The sequence below is a fragment of the Photorhabdus sp. RM323S genome, from assembly GCF_042879375.1.
GTDB lineage: Bacteria > Pseudomonadota > Gammaproteobacteria > Enterobacterales > Enterobacteriaceae > Photorhabdus > Photorhabdus tasmaniensis.
Window position 1 is genome coordinate 1 of the sequence record NZ_JBHFKZ010000019.1, and the last position, 15,892, is coordinate 15,892.

The following is a 15,892-nucleotide window of genomic DNA, read 5'->3' on the forward strand; positions in this document are numbered from 1 at the left end:
GGCCAAATCCCCAGAGCGATACATCCGTTCGCCGGATACCGGACTAAAAGGATCCAGCATAAAACGTTCCACGCTCAACGCTGGCCGGTTGAGATAACCCCGAGCCACACCCACACCACCAATGTACATCTCGCCCACGCAACCCGCAGGTACCAGTTCGCCATATTTGTCCAACAGATAGATACGGGCATTTTTAGCCGGTCGGCCGATAGAACGGGCATCTTCCGGGGATAACACATCCTTATAGGTCACCGTCACGGTGTTTTCCGTCGGACCATAACCATTCAATAGCCGGGGCTGGTGGCCTGCCTGCTTAAACCACGCCTGAATGGCGCTCTTTTTCACCGCCTCACCCCCAATGATGATGAGCCGGAGACAATCCGGCAGCGGTAATCCCGGATCTCTGGCCGCCAGTTCAGACCAGAATAAAGTCGGCAGTGACATCACCGTAATACGATATTGCCGGGTTAAGGCAACAAATTCTGGTATCGAAGCCAGCCAACTATCATCCCGGATAACCAGTGTGGCCCCGTTGCATAATGACGAGAAGAAATCTTCCACTGAAACATCAAACGCAAACGCGGCAAATTGCAATAGCCGGTCTTGCGGGGTAACGGCATAGGTATCATTAAAGCCCAGATAACGTTGATAAATCGCCTGATGTTCCACCATTACCCCTTTCGGCTGCCCGGTTGAACCGGAGGTGTAAATCACATAGGCCAGATGCTGGGGCGTCAACGTCGGGATCTGCGGGTTGCTGTCAGGCTGGTTAAGTTGAATATTCGGGTCGAATATCGTCACGCCTACCAGCGCCTGTTCGCCCAGCGCCGCCCGGCCAGCTTCATCAACCAGCACCACTGACGGCGCACTATCACTCAGAATATACGCCAGACGTTCCCTCGGATAAGTTGAATCCAGCGGCACATAAGCCCCGCCAGCTTTCAGCACTGCCAGCAATGACACCACCATCATCGGGGAGCGCTCCACACAAATCGCTACCCGCCGGTCCGGTGTGACGCCCAACGCAATCAGTTGATGAGCCAGCCGGTTAGCACGGGTATTCAGTTCCGCATAACTGAGGGTCTGTTCTTGATATTCCAACGCTGTGGCGTGCGGGGCCTGTTCTGCCTGTTGCTCGAATAATTGGTGAATACATAATGGATCAGGATAAGGGGTTTCCGTGGCGTTCCAGGTTTCCAGTAGCAAGGTACGTTCAGCTTCAGACAACAAATTAAGCTGCCAGACAGGAACTTCCTCTCCCTGCCTTTTTGACTCTGCCAGCATCTGTAAATGTTCACCCATGCGCAGAACCTTTTCCGTGCTCAAGCGGTTTTCATCGTAGATCCAACGAAAACCGCCCTGCGCATTGATTTGCAGCGTCAGCAATTCGCCCGGCACCGCCTGATCACACGATTTGTCATCCTGTATCACAGAAACGGCGATCTGCCACGGTCGGCTTGTTCTTAATTCCGGGATAGCCCGCAGTGAAGGAGAACGGGAAAGAAGATCACGACTAAATGTGCAGTGCCGTGCCAATTGGATAAGCTCGTTATCAATCCAATCAGCTACCACAGACCACGGCTTATCAAACGCTACCTCAACAACCATCGGCACCACCGATGACAACCCGGTCAATATATCTGATTTATCTTCTGCCCCATCCACACACCAGCCGATTTGGAGTTCAGTCTGCTGAGTCAAGCGCGCAAGATAGATAACGAATACCTGCAATAATGCCTGTAATGGATCTTCTCCAGCATTTTTTAGTAATGGAGGCTGCCAGGGGCTCATCCCCCATCGGGGTTCTACCTGTTCCCCAATCATTTCAAAAGGCAACTGGAGTGGTTGCAATGAAGCAAGACGCTCATACCAAAATGGTTCACTGGGTGCGAGTACTTGAAGGGTATCTTTTACATTCTGCGCTTGTTGTGAGAAGAATAAAGGAAGCTGTTTGCCCGGTCTAAGTTCCGATATATCGGCAAGCTCTCTGGCAGACAGCAACTGACCTTCAAGGGTGGCGAATCCCCCAATCCGGACATCCTCACTGCCGGTCGTCACCTGCCAGGCATCCTCCTCCACACTAATCAACGTACCGGGTACGCTATCAGAGCACGTGTTCAACCGCTGAAGCCAGGAAATTTGTACCGGGCCCTGTTTCAGTAATAGCTTCGGGCAACCCAATGGATTTAAATAATTCTCCCCAAAATCTAATGCCCGCACTAAAGCTGACAGGACTTCTCCCGACTGCTCCCAACACAAATATCCCCCCCAATCGGGGCGACGTGACTGAGCATAAAAACTCCGTTGCAAGAGATCCTGAGGATAAGTCACCAGTGCGTCGCGTCCCAGATTTTTCAGTAGTTCAACAAATCCTTTTTGAGCCGCCTGATAGCATTTCAGATTCAATAAGAAAACCGTATCCCGTTCTTCAATCGATACCGGCCATTGCACCGCGATGTTTCCGGCATTCACATCGCCTTCAATACAGAGCCAAGAAACGGCATACGATGTTTCCCTCGCTAACAGCGCCCAAGACGTTGCATGACTGCCCGCATAACGAGGCAAAGGACTATCATGATAATTAAAAGCCCCGCCACGAATTTGTTCAATGAGCGACACCGGCAGGATGATTGGATTAACGATTGAAAAAAGCCAATCGGCAGGGTGTAACGTAATTTGTTCCTGTAATGCATCAACTGAGTTCACACAAACAATCCCTTGCTGGGCAGCCCATGTTTGTAGAACAGTATCAGTAGGCAGCACTGCTTGTATGGTATGTCCAGCCGCCAAAATTTGCTCGACGCAAAACACCGCCAGGGTTGTTCCCCCCACCACAATGCATTCTCGTGGTGGAATCGATGTATCATACGTATTATGAGTTATATTTTCACATGACATCTGAGAGAGAGCTTCGTCTTTAAGAACATTTCCCGCTGTAGCAATGTTACCTTTCATCTATTACCTCAACGAATTTGTTAGATATTTGAAGACTATTAATCCCGGGAGTCACCACAGACGTTTTTTCCTACTTTTTGTCTATTTGACTGGAGAAGAATGCAACGAACACATCAAGCATTAATTAAGATACTTAGGCAGCACTTTCTATCAGGCTTTAAATGCAATAGCCCGATTAATAGTTATAAAATCAACAACTACGTAACAATAATTTTCCTAACAACAAAGTAAATGATTCTTCTGGTGAATCGGAATAAGACATTCCATTTCTGTTCCTATTTTTTAGATAAACTCCTTCAACTTTTATTGACTGCACTTATCATGTGAATCCGCCACATTCGGTATTATTTCATGGCAATTAATACAATAAAATATTGCTTGTAATGAGATGTATTACAGTTAGATCGTTCCTTGATGCGATTTTTCAGACGTTCAGAAGTATTTACCAACACATGGTTCAAACTAAAACGAAATTCAATTCATATGCTCCTCCCAACATATTCATTTAGATTGCTCTCTACTGCGTTTTCACTCTTATTGTCTATTCCATAGGGTTATTTTATTTGTCATTATTTTTAATAAAGAACGAACCTATACAGTACTCAGACAAAAAAGAGCGCTTTTGAACGCATTTTAGTGTGGTCCGAAGGACCAACAAAGCAAATCGTTCTTACATACTGCATGTACGCACCGACAAGAAATATTTCCAATAATAACTCTACAATTAAGCATATGGTTTTGATACTGGGACGATCAACAAAACAAACTAAAACTAATAATAAAACTCGATTTAGATCACATAATAGATAATAACAGCAATAATAACGAAGAAATCTGACCAAATAATTTACATGGCAGTTATCATTTCCCTTATTTAGTTTCAATGTGAAAAAATCCGGTATAAAAAACACATACTGGATTATCATAGTTTGTTTTTCATTCAGGTACATACCGTTAAACTGCCGATGCAGGTCAGAGATGGAGGCGGTACAATTTCCTTTGCTCAACGCGGCTATCAGACTAAGAACCGGAGACTGTGGCCCAATATTTCTGAGTCGTCCGATAAAGTCACATCTGCGGACGGTTTTTTCAAGAAAAGTGTGACTGGAAGAATGGCATTAACTGAAGTTTTGTGGCGATAATTGTCATCGGCTTTATTCTCTGATCTCGGTATTTTGTTTGGCGACAATTATCAGATCATAAATAAAGCCTTTTTCTATCTAAAATAACAGGTTGGCGCTAAAGATCCTGTTTATGAGCCCTTGCTAACACAGTTATTTCTGCCTAGTTAATGATTAAATCTTCACAATTAAAGCTATCGATAATGATTTTGATCATAAAATACACGGACAGTTCATTAACAATAGAATATTCCAACAAACTACCAGAAAAAACGAACTAAATCGTCTGATTCATATCATTATTAATGATAAAACATTAGATTAGATAATAAATATCACTACTATTTACTCTGTTCGAATCATTCAATCAGTTGTTTAAATCTGAAAGTTACATACAAACACATCAAATCAAACGATTAATTTATAATTATAACATTATGAAATAACAAGATATTTTTATAAAACAGAAAAAAAACACTCTTTTTTAATTTAAGTTGTTGAAAAAGATCATATTTTAGTTAATACTCCTCTCCATCGCATGAGAATAGCCCTAAAGAAAGATGAAAGCTCCAACTTGAAAACAAGTTAATGATATTAAGAAAAATTCGTTGCTATCGTAGTTATAATCAAGATGGCAATTTGTCTAATTGTATTAATACTACAGCACTATGATTGACTCAGTCAGAACATTGGTGTAAATCTCTGTGTAAGATACATGTACCGAGCTTAACAGTGATAGTTCGTTTTTATTAATGCAGTTATTTCACTAGTGGACATCCGCTCAACAGACAATAAAAATAAATTTATCCATGTATATATCTTGCCCACAAGAGCTTTTCACTACATTATAACAATTACCTTGTAAAAATTTCGTGATTGGTATGAAAATTTATCGTGTCTTAACACTCGCGATATTTTAATAAGAATAAGAATCATTATTAATAACATTAAGAAACTTTCAGTCATAAATGATATTTTGGAGAAAAATCACTTCTTGGGTTAAAATTAATATCAAAGATTATTATTAACAAACATGATGATGTATATAGAAAAAATCACAGAAATTACTGATGAATTATTTATCAGTAAAAAACGCTGCGTAAAAAATCAAAGGCATATAAAAATAGGGGTAGAAACTCAATCGAGTTATATATCACTATGTAAATTAATTCAATTATATAATCAACCATTAAATTATAACTCTGGTTTGGTATATAGTTTTATTGTACAAAAAAATCACACACATCTTTATTAAGGTAAGGTATTTTTAAATGAGAAAGAATTTTATTTGGGTTTCTTTGGCTATGGTATTGGGGATTTTTACCAGTTTCAATGCGTTGTCTTATGATGGAGTCATTAAATTCAGAGGGACAATTATTAATAACGGCTGTACTATTAGTAGCAGTGGCGGGAAAGAGCAAACAATTGATTTTGGAAAAATATCTAAAAGCGCTCTTGGAAGTACACTAGGAACTGTGGCAATTACTAAGAGTTTTTCTATAGAACTAACTAGTTGCCCAGGTTCAGCTGTTGGTATCGAATTTATTGGCACAAAAGATGCTCATGATCCTACTCTATACTCCACAAAGGTTTCTGGTGCAGGTATTCTTCTAGCTAAAGATAATGGAACTAAAATAGATGCCAATACAAAAGTATCCGGTTATACAATCACAGCACAAAAAGCCACAATTCCTCTTATAGCAAAATTACAATCGACCCATACTACAATAGGTGATGGTGAGATTAATTCAGATGTAAACTTCACACTTATCTACCCATAAAATTTAGTTAAAAATTTTATTAAAGTTTATTTACAACTAAAGGAGTAAAAATGCTTCGCTTTATTACTCCCTTTTTACTTGTCCTTTTTATGGGACAAGTACAAGCAGGGATTACCTTAGGCGGCACTCGCCTTATCTATAATGGCTCACAAAAAGAAGCCACTATTTCTATCACCAACTCGGACACAGAAAGACCTTATCTTGTTCAGTCGTGGGTAGATAATATCGATAACAGTCAAAACAAAGTACCGTTTGTTATTACGCCACCACTGTTTAAAGTGTCGAAAGAGAGCGAACATCAGATCCGTGTTTCATATATCGGTAATCATCTGCCATCTGATCGGGAATCGATATTTTTGCTAAATGTCAACGCGATTCCAGCAGTGGAAAAAAATGACAACAGCAAAATGATTATCACGATAAAAAACATTATCAAACTGATTTATCGTCCAACTGGGCTATCTGATAATGACGCTAATAATGCAATCAATCGTTTGGAAATATCACGTAATACCAATGGTATTCAGTTAACCAACCCCACTGCCTATTACGTTAATCTTAATGAGATGAAAATTGATGGGAAATCAATCGATAAACCCGGATTTATCCCGCCTTTTAGCGATAAGGTATTTCCAACCAAAAGTAGCATAAAAAGGGTGACTCTGACTGCTATCAATGATTACGGCGGCACAACAGAAGAGCGCCTGTTTAGTTTCTAATAAAATGATCTGATGAGAGTATTGTGAAAAAGATAATCAGCTTTGCTTTAATTGCTTATTGTTTATCATTACCAGTATATGCAGAGCTGTACTTTGATATCAATGCATTACAATTATCAGATGAAGACCGAGAAAATATTAACCTGGATAGCTTGGCAAAAACAAACTCTCACATTCCAGGCATCTATAAAGTGAATGTTATTGTCAATAAGAAAGATATCGGCATTAAAAATCTCGCCTTTATTGAGTGTGGAAATAAACTTTGCCCTGAGTTATCTGTCAGCTTTCTAAAGGAAATTGGGGTAAAAATAGAAAGCTTTCCTGAATTAGCGTCACTTTCTGAACAAGAAATCATTTCTCAACCAGAGAAATATATCAAACAGGCATCAACAGAACTGGATTTAAGCCAGCTTACTTTGCACCTGAATTTTCCTCAGGCGGCAATGAGATCACAAATCAGGGGTGATATCTCTCCTGATCAGTGGAATGATGGTTTGCCCATGTTTTTCACCAATTATCATCTGACAGGGATGCAATCCTGGAATAAAAATCAACGTGAACAGAATCAATATCTGAATTTACGCAGTGGTGTTAATTTAGGTCCGTGGCGTGTTCGCCATAGTAGTTATTACAGCCGTAATAACACAACATCTGAATGGAAATCACTTAAAGCCTATGCTGAACGGGATATTCGCCCATTAAGATCCCGTTTGGTATTGGGTGAAACATCAACCGACAGTATGGTATTCGATAGTTTCACTTTTAATGGTGTCAAATTGATGTCTGATAGCCAAATGCTGCCAGATAGCCAGCAAGGTTTTGCTCCTGTTGTTCGCGGTATTGCCATGACTCACGCCAGAATAGAAATCCATCAGAAAGATAATCTTATTTATCAAACTTTTGTTCCACCGGGTGCTTTTGAAATTATCGATATTTATCCCAGCAACCTAAATGGTGATCTGGAAGTATCTATTTATGAAGAAAATGGCAAAGTCAGGAAATTTACTCAACCCTTTTCTGCCTCACCGTTGATGATCCGTGAAGGCCAAATAAAATACCTGGCTAATCTCGGTAAATTCAGTGGCGGCAAACAAACCAGTAAAAAAAGGTTTATTCAGACAGAGGCGATTTACGGGCTATGGGACAGCACCACGATTTATGGTGGCACCATTATTTCTCCTGACTATTTAGGCAGTGCATTAGGCTTAGGGCATAATCTCGGCTCATTTGGTGCAGTGTCAATAGATGTAACAAATGCAAAAACGCATTTCCCAACCGGAGAAAAGAAAACCGGCCAGTCTTATCAAATCCGTTACAGCAAAGGTTTTACCGCGACCAATACAACAGTGACATTAGCGGGTTATCGCTACAATACCAATGGTTATTACAGCTTTAGCGATGCCAATAATAACCACCAATTTACTGATAATCACCAAAATAACTCGCCAAAAAACCGGATGCAAATAACAATGGGCCAGAGTTTAGGTCAATATGGCAATTTTTCATTATCTGCCTGGCAACAAGATTACTGGCAAGATAAAACCAGCAAGAATCAGTCATATTCTATGTCTTATAACACCAGTATTCATGATATCTCTTTATCGTTGAGCTACAATTATTACCGTAATCGTTCACGAATTAATAACGATCAGGTTTTTTTACTCAATATCAGTGTTCCTTTGGACAAGTGGCTGCCATCAGGTTATCACAGTGCAACCGTAGATTATAACACCTCTTATAATACAAACGGTGACAGCCAGCATTCGATGACATTATCCGGTTCTTTACTGGAACAACAAAATCTAACTTATACGGTGTCTCAGGATTACAGTTACCAAAAATCAGAGAAAGAAAAAGAATCAGGTAATGCCGCCAGCCTGCATTATAGAGGTTCATATGGTTCAATTAATGCCGGTTACACCACGGATCATGGTAAAAATCAACGCATTAATTATGGATTAGAGGGAGCAATTATTGCCCATCCCTATGGCGTTACACTGGCACAAAATATCAGCGAAAGCGGTGCCAGTGCCTTAATCCGCGCCCCTGGGGCAGTCAACGCAAAAGTACTTAATAATACTTCTATCAGTACAGATTGGCGGGGATATACCGTTGTTCCTTATATATCGCAATATCGGGAAAACTCGTTATCTCTTGATACAAATACATTCGGTGATGACGTCGATATTGACAACCCGACAGCTAAAGTTATTCCAACCAAAGGCGCATTGGTACTGGCGGATTATTCGATTCGCGTGGGTCATAGAGTATTTTTAACTTTACAGCATAAAGGTAAAAAACTCCCTTTCGGAACGGTCATCACCGGTAAGAATGGCGTCGACGGTATGGTGAATGAAAGAAGTGAAGTCTTCCTTAGTGGCGTCAGCGACACAGCAGAATTAAAAGCTGATTTAGGCGATAAACAAAGCTGTTATATTAATTTCGACAGTAAATTATATCAGAAAAATAATGGTATTATCCTGGCTTCATTGAGTTGTCAGTAACTAAAATAATATTTATCCCGGAACAATATGAAAAATAAATTAATTATACTGGCAATATCAATACTGACACTACTCAATATTACAGAATCAATTGCTACATGTACATTAAACAAAAAATTTAAAGCTATTGATTTAAATGTTAATATAAATGAAATTATCAATGCGGATTTTAATATTCGAAGACCTATTACCATCGCTGAATATGGCCCAATGGAGCTGGCTAACAAAGCGGAAATTAAAGCCGATGCAATTGTTGCTACCTGTGATAATAATGAAAACATAGTTTATAGAACAAAATCAGGTGAAATTAAACTATCTAAAGATAGTGGCTGGATAAATACAAGTGTAGATAATTTATATTTTTTCGTATCTTATGATGGAAATGGTAGTTCTCATGATGGTATCAATAAAAAAATAACCTTAAGAGATATTGGGAAAATAAAAATTGAGCTTATTCAAGAAAGAGATATCCGATCAGGCTCTATACTAAAAAAAGGACTGATATCTTCTTTATCAACAGATGATGGTAAAAAATTAATAAATATCGTATATAACAAGGACAATATCATTGGCAGTCAAAGCTGCATGACATCAACCCCCTATAAAGAAATAAAACTCGGAAAAATTCATTCTTCTGCATTTAAAGGTAAAGGTTCTATAGCCGGTGGTAATGATTTTTATATTGTGATTCAATGTAAAGATGAAAATATCCCTGATATTAGTTTCTCAGGGGAGGTAGTAAGCCCAAGCCTAAATAACATTATTAAACTGCATCAATACGGCGATGGGAATACAGCCAACGGTATTGGTGTTCAATTGTTACATGAAAATAGACCTGTTTATATGAACACACCTCTTAATATAACCAAATGGGGAAGTAGTGAAGAAAAGCTCTATTATTTACCACTTACTGCCCACTATTATCAAACCGGTGATGAAATAACTGGGGGAAAAGCGAATGCCACAGTACATTTTACAATTGAATACAAATAGCTTTACAACTCCCTCTATTGAGATTAGCATATTAACATTATGTTAACATATAAAAAGCGAAACTCTCCGCAGTCGTGTTAACCTGGAATTAGACGCAGACTTATACAACAAATAAGTCTGCTATATTAATTTCATCAGTAAATTACATCAGAAAGATAATAGCATTATTCTGGCTTCATTGAATTATCGGTAATTAAGAATAAATCTCAACTGGAATATATATGAAACGCTACTTAATGATAATCACAATATTTACATTAATATTACTCAGTATTACAGAAACATACGCACGCTGCTTATTAAATGCAAGACAAATCAGCTTAGATATTGAACTTAATAGTGTTAACATTAATCCCAATATAAATGAGAAAAAAAGCATTCTTGTTGGCGAGTTCAGACCATTGCAACTCGCCCAACTGATGAATATTAATGAAAACACACCTCTTCTTAATCCCCATAATTGTGATCCAACCGGAGAGCCTCTTATTTTTATGGGAGATGTATATCCATCTAAACCTGGAAATACGCCTCATGGCACAGGCATGATAACCACAGGAATAGATAATCTCTATTTCTATCTTATTGCCTCTGGAGAAGAAGAAAATATGAAATTACCCACAACAAGCGGCAGTAATTACATTTATAAATATAAAGATGGAATAACCTTAAAAGATATAGGAAAAATTAGTGTCTATCTTTACCAAGCAGGGATGTTACCATCAGGGCAAGTACTCAGGCCAAGAAAGATTGCTATATTACAGACATTTACAGGTACAGAATTAATAAGAATAAAAACTAGAACTAACTATACGATAAAAACACAAACTTGCTCAACAACAACCCCAAGGCCAATGGTAGATTTTGGTCGTGTGAATAGTTCTTTATTTAAAGGTATAGGCTCTACTGTGGGTAATGCGGGTTTTAATATCGAAATTAAATGTACAAAAAATGTTAAGCCCAAAATTACTTTTTCAGGAGAAAAAGTAAATTATGCCCCAGATAGTGTTATTCAATTAAATAACCATAATAGTAAAAATACAGCTAAAGGCGTTGGTATACAAATCTTATATATGGGAACAACACCTGTTTCTCTGGAAAGTCCGCTAGTTTTCGGATATGCAACAGCAAACACTACCTATACATTACCTTTCACCGCCCGTTATTACCAAACCGATGAGAAAATAACAGGTGGAAAAGCTAACGCTATCGCACATTTCACAATTCAATATGAGTGATATTAAGTATAGACTGTAGCATATTTCATTATCAGGATAATCAACATGGAACAGACAGTTATACACACCGCTCAGGCACCGCTGCCAGAATATGGCAATGGCTTTATCACTCGAATCGAGTATGGAACCGTTATTCAGTATCCTCAGGTACATCTTTGGCAAGCCCGTTTTGATCTGTCACATTATCACGATGAACTGTTCGAACAGTTAGATCTCCCCTTCCCAGCTCAATTAGCCAAAGCCGTCAATAAACGGCGGGCTGAATATCTGGCAGCACGTTATTGCGCCAGACAACTTTTAGCACAATTAGGGCAACCGGAGTTTAATCTGATCTCAGGCAATGATCGCGCCCCAATCTGGCCTAAGGATATTTGCGGTTCTGTTTCTCATTCAGCTCATTGTGCAATTGTGCTGGCAGCACCGCAAACGAATAACAGATTAATTGGTGTCGATATCGAAACTATTGTTAGCCGTCAAAATATGGATGAACTCACAACAATGATCGTGAATGACCGGGAGATTCAACTCCTGAAACATTGTCATTTACCCTTTGAACAGGCGTTTACTCTCGCTTTTTCGGTAAAAGAAAGCTTGTATAAAGCACTTTATCCACAAGTAAAACGGTTCTTTGGCTTTGACGCGGCTGAAATTACTGCCCTATCCCTCGAAAATAATGAAATAACATTAGTGTTACGGGAAACACTCTCCCCTTATTATCCAGCAGGTACAATATTCCGTGGGCAATTTATTATCTATCCACAGGAAATATTAACGCTGATTATTCAGTAGTCCGAAATAATAATTGCTGATACCGCCCTGATCAGCAATTTTACTGTTATTCATCATCATCATTTTGAATAAAATTTTTATTTCGTTTCCTTATCCATATTTCCCGGCGAATTCTTACCTATAGCAATTAACTCCTCCAACAATACTGAAAGCTGAGCCATCTTCTCCGGTGAAAAGGCTTTTTCAATGGCCTGATATCCCTGTTCTACCTGCTCTTTCGCCTTTTCATAAAGTTTCTGACCATCCTGCGTCAAAGAGACATAAAGTTTGCGCTGGTCATTCATCGGTTTAAGACGAAAAATCAATCCATCACGTTCCATGCGAGTCAATATCCCCGTCAGACTTGGACGAAGAATACAGGTCTGGCAAGATAAATCATAAAAATCAATTGACCGGTTATCAGACAACACACGAATAATACGCCACTGCTGTTCAGTCAAATTATGACTCTTAAGGATTGGGCGGAAAAAACCCATCGCGGTTTCCCGCGCCTGAAGTAATGCAATTGTCAGAGATTCATGCATGGGTAATGAAGGCTCTCATCTTAGTTAATCACTGATTTACTCTCTGTCGAGAGTGTCTATGTCACTCTATAACCACAATAAAAAAGACTAGCACGTCACTCTATCAACCACAAAGAAAAAATCATAAAAATATTAATAAGTAAACAAAAATAAACCCTGAAAACGAGGTGAATAAAAAGTTAATACAATAGTAATGATTTTATTTGTAAAAATATTAACATGTTGATTAATAATGATAAAAAACAAATTTAGCAGAGATATTGTTACTGAGATCACAATTAAAATTAACAAACACATTAACATATTGCAACAAATCGATTTATGATTTATTAATATATTAATAAATGCATCTTAAAGCTGTCTGTTTAAGCTCAGAGGAGTCGTTAATGAAAGGCACTGTCTTCGCCGTAGCCCTCAACCATCAGAGCCAGGTCGATTTCTGGCATAACTCATTTCAACAAGCGCCTTATAACACCCTTCCTAAGACCCCGGTATGGTTTATCAAACCGCGAAATACCGTTATTACCTCCGGTGACGTTATTCCCCATCCTGCGGGGGAAGAGGTTCAGAGCGGCGCAACACTGGCGCTGGTGATAGGTAAAGCCGCACGTAAAGTCACCGCTGAAAACGCAGCCGAATATATCGCAGGTTATGCATTAGCCAATGAAGTCAGCCTGCCTGAAACGGCGTTCTATCGCCCGGCTATTAAAGCAAAATGTCGTGATGGTTTTTGCCCTATAGGTCAAATGATCAATCCTGAATCAATTGATGCGCTGGATATCATTACTGAAATCAATGGTCAGGAAGTTGATCGCTGGTCAACAACCGATCTGGTGCGTTCAACTACGGAATTGGTCGCAGCATTAAGTGATTTCGCCACCTTGAAAGAAGGTGATGTGATCTTGCTTGGCACTCCGCATCAACGGGTTTCCATCAAACCAGGTGACAACGTGGTTATCCGGGCAGCAGGTTTCCCATCGCTGGAGAATCAGGTTGTGCAAGCAGGAGAAAAAGCATGAAACACGCAAGAGTTCGTTATCAGGGGCAGGATCTGAATGTGACGGTTGATGATCAGGAAAATGTCTGCCTGCCGGATGGCAACAAAGTCAGCAGTGAATCCGTCCAATGGCTGCCACCCGCAGACGGAACCCTGTTTGCCCTCGGCCTGAACTACGCCGATCACGCCACTGAACTTGAATTCAAACCACCGCAAGAACCCCTGGTTTTTATCAAGGCAGCCAATACGCTGATCGGCCATCGTCAGGTTTCCGTCCGCCCGGATCATGTGGAATACATGCATTATGAATCCGAGCTGGTGGTTGTCATCGGTAAAACCGCCCATAAAGTCGCCAAAGAACAGGCGATGGATTACGTTGCCGGATACACGGTTTGTAACGACTACGCGATCCGTGACTATCTGGAAAACTATTATCGCCCTAACCTCCGGGTAAAAAGCCGCGACACGCTAACCCCCATCGGCCCGTGGATCATTGATAAAGAAGAGGTCTCGGATCCGCATAATCTGACATTAAACACCTGGGTCAATGGTGAATTGCGTCAGCGCGGCACCACCGCCGATCTGATTTTCGATATCCCATTCCTGATCGCCTATCTGAGCGACTTTATGACGCTGCAACCGGGAGACATGATCGCCACCGGGACACCCAAAGGACTGTCTGATGTGGTACCGGGAGATGAAGTTATTGTTGAGGTTGAAGGCGTTGGGCGTCTGGTCAATCGTATTGTCAGCCAGCAAGAATATGAGGATAGCCTGTCATGACAATGATTAATCATTGGATCAACGGCAAAAACGTCAGCAGTAAAGAGTATTTTGCAACCACCAACCCGGCTAGCGGCGAAGTGCTGGCAGAAGTGGCTTCCGGTGGTCAGGAAGAGATTGATCAAGCGGTGGCCGCAGCAAAAGAAGCCTTCCCCAAATGGGCTGATCTGCCGATGAAAGAACGTGCACGCCTGATGCGCCGTTTGGGTGAGCTGATTGATGAGAATGTGCCTGAAATCGCAGCAATGGAAACCAAAGATACCGGCTTGCCTATTCATCAAACGCAAAATGTCCTGATCCCACGCGCTTCTCACAACTTCAACTTCTTTGCTGAGATTTGTCAGCAAATGAATGGCCGGACCTATCCGGTTGACGACAAGATGCTCAACTATACGCTGGTGCAGCCAGTCGGTGTTTGTGCGCTGATTTCGCCGTGGAATGTGCCATTTATGACCGCGACCTGGAAAGTCGCCCCCTGTTTGGCACTGGGTAACACTGCGGTGCTGAAAATGTCAGAACTCTCCCCATTAACTGCAAACCGTCTGGGAGAGCTGGCGTTGGAAGCAGGTATCCCTGCCGGTGTTTTAAACGTAGTGCAAGGATACGGCGCCACTGCCGGGGATGCATTAGTGAAACACCACGATGTTCGAGCGGTTTCTTTTACCGGCGGTACCGCAACCGGCCGCCAGATCATGAAAAATGCCGGCCTGAAAAAATACTCAATGGAGCTGGGCGGCAAATCGCCGGTTCTGATCTTCGAAGACGCCGATATTGAACGCGCACTGGATGCCGCCCTGTTCACCATTTTCTCTATCAATGGTGAACGTTGTACCGCTGGTTCACGCATTTTTATTCAAGAAAGCATCTACCCTGAGTTTGTGCAGCGTTTTGCTGAACGTGCGAATCGTCTGCGAGTTGGCGATCCACAAGATCCAAGCACGCAGGTTGGTGCGCTTATCAGCAAACAGCATTGGGAAAAAGTCTCCGGTTACATCCGCCTGGGCATCGAAGAAGGGGCAACGCTGCTGGCCGGCGGCCCAGATAAACCCACTGATTTGCCGGAACACCTGAAAGGCGGCAACTTCCTGCGTCCAACAGTTCTGGCGGATGTCGATAACCGTATGCGCGTTGCGCAGGAAGAGATCTTCGGCCCTGTCGCGTGTTTGTTGCCATTCAAAGATGAAGCCGAAGGCCTGCGCCTGGCGAATGACGTGGAATATGGTCTGGCTTCTTACATCTGGACGCAGGATGTCAGCAAAGTATTGCGTCTGGCCCGTAATATTGAAGCCGGCATGGTATTCGTCAATACCCAGAATGTCCGCGACTTGCGCCAGCCATTCGGCGGAGTGAAAGCCTCCGGTACCGGTCGTGAAGGCGGTGAATACAGTTTTGACGTGTTTGCAGAGATGAAAAACGTCTGTATCTCTATGGGGGATCATCCAATCCCACGTTGGGGGATATAACGGTTTCATCAGCGTTAACCACGGCGAA

Annotated in this window: 11 protein-coding genes; 9 read left to right on the forward strand and 2 right to left on the reverse strand. The window is 41.1% G+C overall.

Annotation, left to right across the window (positions count from 1 at the left end; all coding sequences use genetic code 11):
- Positions 1–2,955: amino acid adenylation domain-containing protein (locus ACGF7G_RS10410; RefSeq protein ID WP_387465254.1), on the reverse strand; the 2,955-nt coding region annotated here is incomplete at its 3' end.
- A gap of 2,392 nt (positions 2,956–5,347) precedes the next feature.
- On the opposite strand from ACGF7G_RS10410, the gene ACGF7G_RS10415 reads away from it, so the two are divergent.
- The 6 genes from ACGF7G_RS10415 to ACGF7G_RS10440 all read left to right on the forward strand — a co-directional run bounded on the left by ACGF7G_RS10415 (position 5,348) and on the right by ACGF7G_RS10440 (position 12,097).
- The gene (locus ACGF7G_RS10415; RefSeq protein WP_387465255.1) at positions 5,348–5,857 is read left to right on the forward strand and encodes a fimbrial protein; all 510 of its coding nucleotides are present in this window, start codon (positions 5,348–5,350) and stop codon (positions 5,855–5,857) included.
- Between the two features lie 50 nt (positions 5,858–5,907).
- Entirely contained in the window at positions 5,908–6,576 is a 669-nt protein-coding gene (locus ACGF7G_RS10420) for a molecular chaperone (RefSeq protein ID WP_387465257.1), read from the forward strand.
- A 23-nt stretch (positions 6,577–6,599) separates the two neighbouring features.
- On the forward strand, positions 6,600–9,080 hold the full coding sequence (locus ACGF7G_RS10425; RefSeq protein WP_387465259.1) for a fimbria/pilus outer membrane usher protein: 2,481 nt from the start codon (positions 6,600–6,602) through the stop codon (positions 9,078–9,080).
- A 27-nt stretch (positions 9,081–9,107) separates the two neighbouring features.
- Positions 9,108–10,073 (forward strand): fimbrial protein, encoded by a 966-nt coding sequence (locus tag ACGF7G_RS10430; RefSeq protein WP_387465262.1) that lies wholly within the window; start codon positions 9,108–9,110, stop codon positions 10,071–10,073.
- A 221-nt stretch (positions 10,074–10,294) separates the two neighbouring features.
- Positions 10,295–11,308: a fimbrial protein gene (locus ACGF7G_RS10435; protein WP_387465264.1), complete on the forward strand. Its 1,014-nt coding sequence runs from the start codon at positions 10,295–10,297 to the stop codon at positions 11,306–11,308.
- A gap of 45 nt (positions 11,309–11,353) precedes the next feature.
- The gene (locus ACGF7G_RS10440) at positions 11,354–12,097 is read left to right on the forward strand and encodes a 4'-phosphopantetheinyl transferase (RefSeq protein ID WP_387465265.1); all 744 of its coding nucleotides are present in this window, start codon (positions 11,354–11,356) and stop codon (positions 12,095–12,097) included.
- A gap of 77 nt (positions 12,098–12,174) precedes the next feature.
- On the opposite strand, the gene hpaR is transcribed toward ACGF7G_RS10440, so the two are convergent.
- Complete coding sequence (gene hpaR, locus ACGF7G_RS10445) at positions 12,175–12,621, reverse strand: homoprotocatechuate degradation operon regulator HpaR (RefSeq protein ID WP_133813621.1); 447 nt, start codon at positions 12,619–12,621, stop codon at positions 12,175–12,177.
- Between the two features lie 386 nt (positions 12,622–13,007).
- Here hpaR and ACGF7G_RS10450 point away from each other — a divergent pair, with 386 nt between their 5' ends.
- From ACGF7G_RS10450 to hpaE, 3 genes are read left to right on the forward strand one after another with little or no spacing between them, the layout of a single operon-like run.
- Positions 13,008–13,640: a fumarylacetoacetate hydrolase family protein gene (locus ACGF7G_RS10450; protein WP_387465267.1), complete on the forward strand. Its 633-nt coding sequence runs from the start codon at positions 13,008–13,010 to the stop codon at positions 13,638–13,640.
- Complete coding sequence (locus ACGF7G_RS10455) at positions 13,637–14,401, forward strand: fumarylacetoacetate hydrolase family protein (RefSeq protein ID WP_387465268.1); 765 nt, start codon at positions 13,637–13,639, stop codon at positions 14,399–14,401. Before ACGF7G_RS10450 ends, ACGF7G_RS10455 begins: the two co-directional genes overlap by 4 nt.
- The gene (hpaE, locus tag ACGF7G_RS10460; RefSeq protein ID WP_387465270.1) at positions 14,398–15,864 is read left to right on the forward strand and encodes a 5-carboxymethyl-2-hydroxymuconate semialdehyde dehydrogenase; all 1,467 of its coding nucleotides are present in this window, start codon (positions 14,398–14,400) and stop codon (positions 15,862–15,864) included. Before ACGF7G_RS10455 ends, hpaE begins: the two co-directional genes overlap by 4 nt.
- Positions 15,865–15,892 lie beyond the last annotated feature (28 nt).

Coding starts and splice junctions, on each gene's coding strand:
- ACGF7G_RS10415 (WP_387465255.1), top strand. CDS start 5,348: ATGAGAAAGAATTTTATTTGGGTTTCTTTGGCTATGGTATTGGGGATT.
- ACGF7G_RS10420 (WP_387465257.1), top strand. CDS start 5,908: ATGCTTCGCTTTATTACTCCCTTTTTACTTGTCCTTTTTATGGGACAA.
- ACGF7G_RS10430 (WP_387465262.1), top strand. CDS start 9,108: ATGAAAAATAAATTAATTATACTGGCAATATCAATACTGACACTACTC.
- ACGF7G_RS10435 (WP_387465264.1), top strand. CDS start 10,295: ATGAAACGCTACTTAATGATAATCACAATATTTACATTAATATTACTC.
- ACGF7G_RS10440 (WP_387465265.1), top strand. CDS start 11,354: ATGGAACAGACAGTTATACACACCGCTCAGGCACCGCTGCCAGAATAT.
- hpaR (WP_133813621.1), bottom strand. CDS start 12,621: ATGCATGAATCTCTGACAATTGCATTACTTCAGGCGCGGGAAACCGCG.
- ACGF7G_RS10450 (WP_387465267.1), top strand. CDS start 13,008: ATGAAAGGCACTGTCTTCGCCGTAGCCCTCAACCATCAGAGCCAGGTC.
- ACGF7G_RS10455 (WP_387465268.1), top strand. CDS start 13,637: ATGAAACACGCAAGAGTTCGTTATCAGGGGCAGGATCTGAATGTGACG.
- hpaE (WP_387465270.1), top strand. CDS start 14,398: ATGACAATGATTAATCATTGGATCAACGGCAAAAACGTCAGCAGTAAA.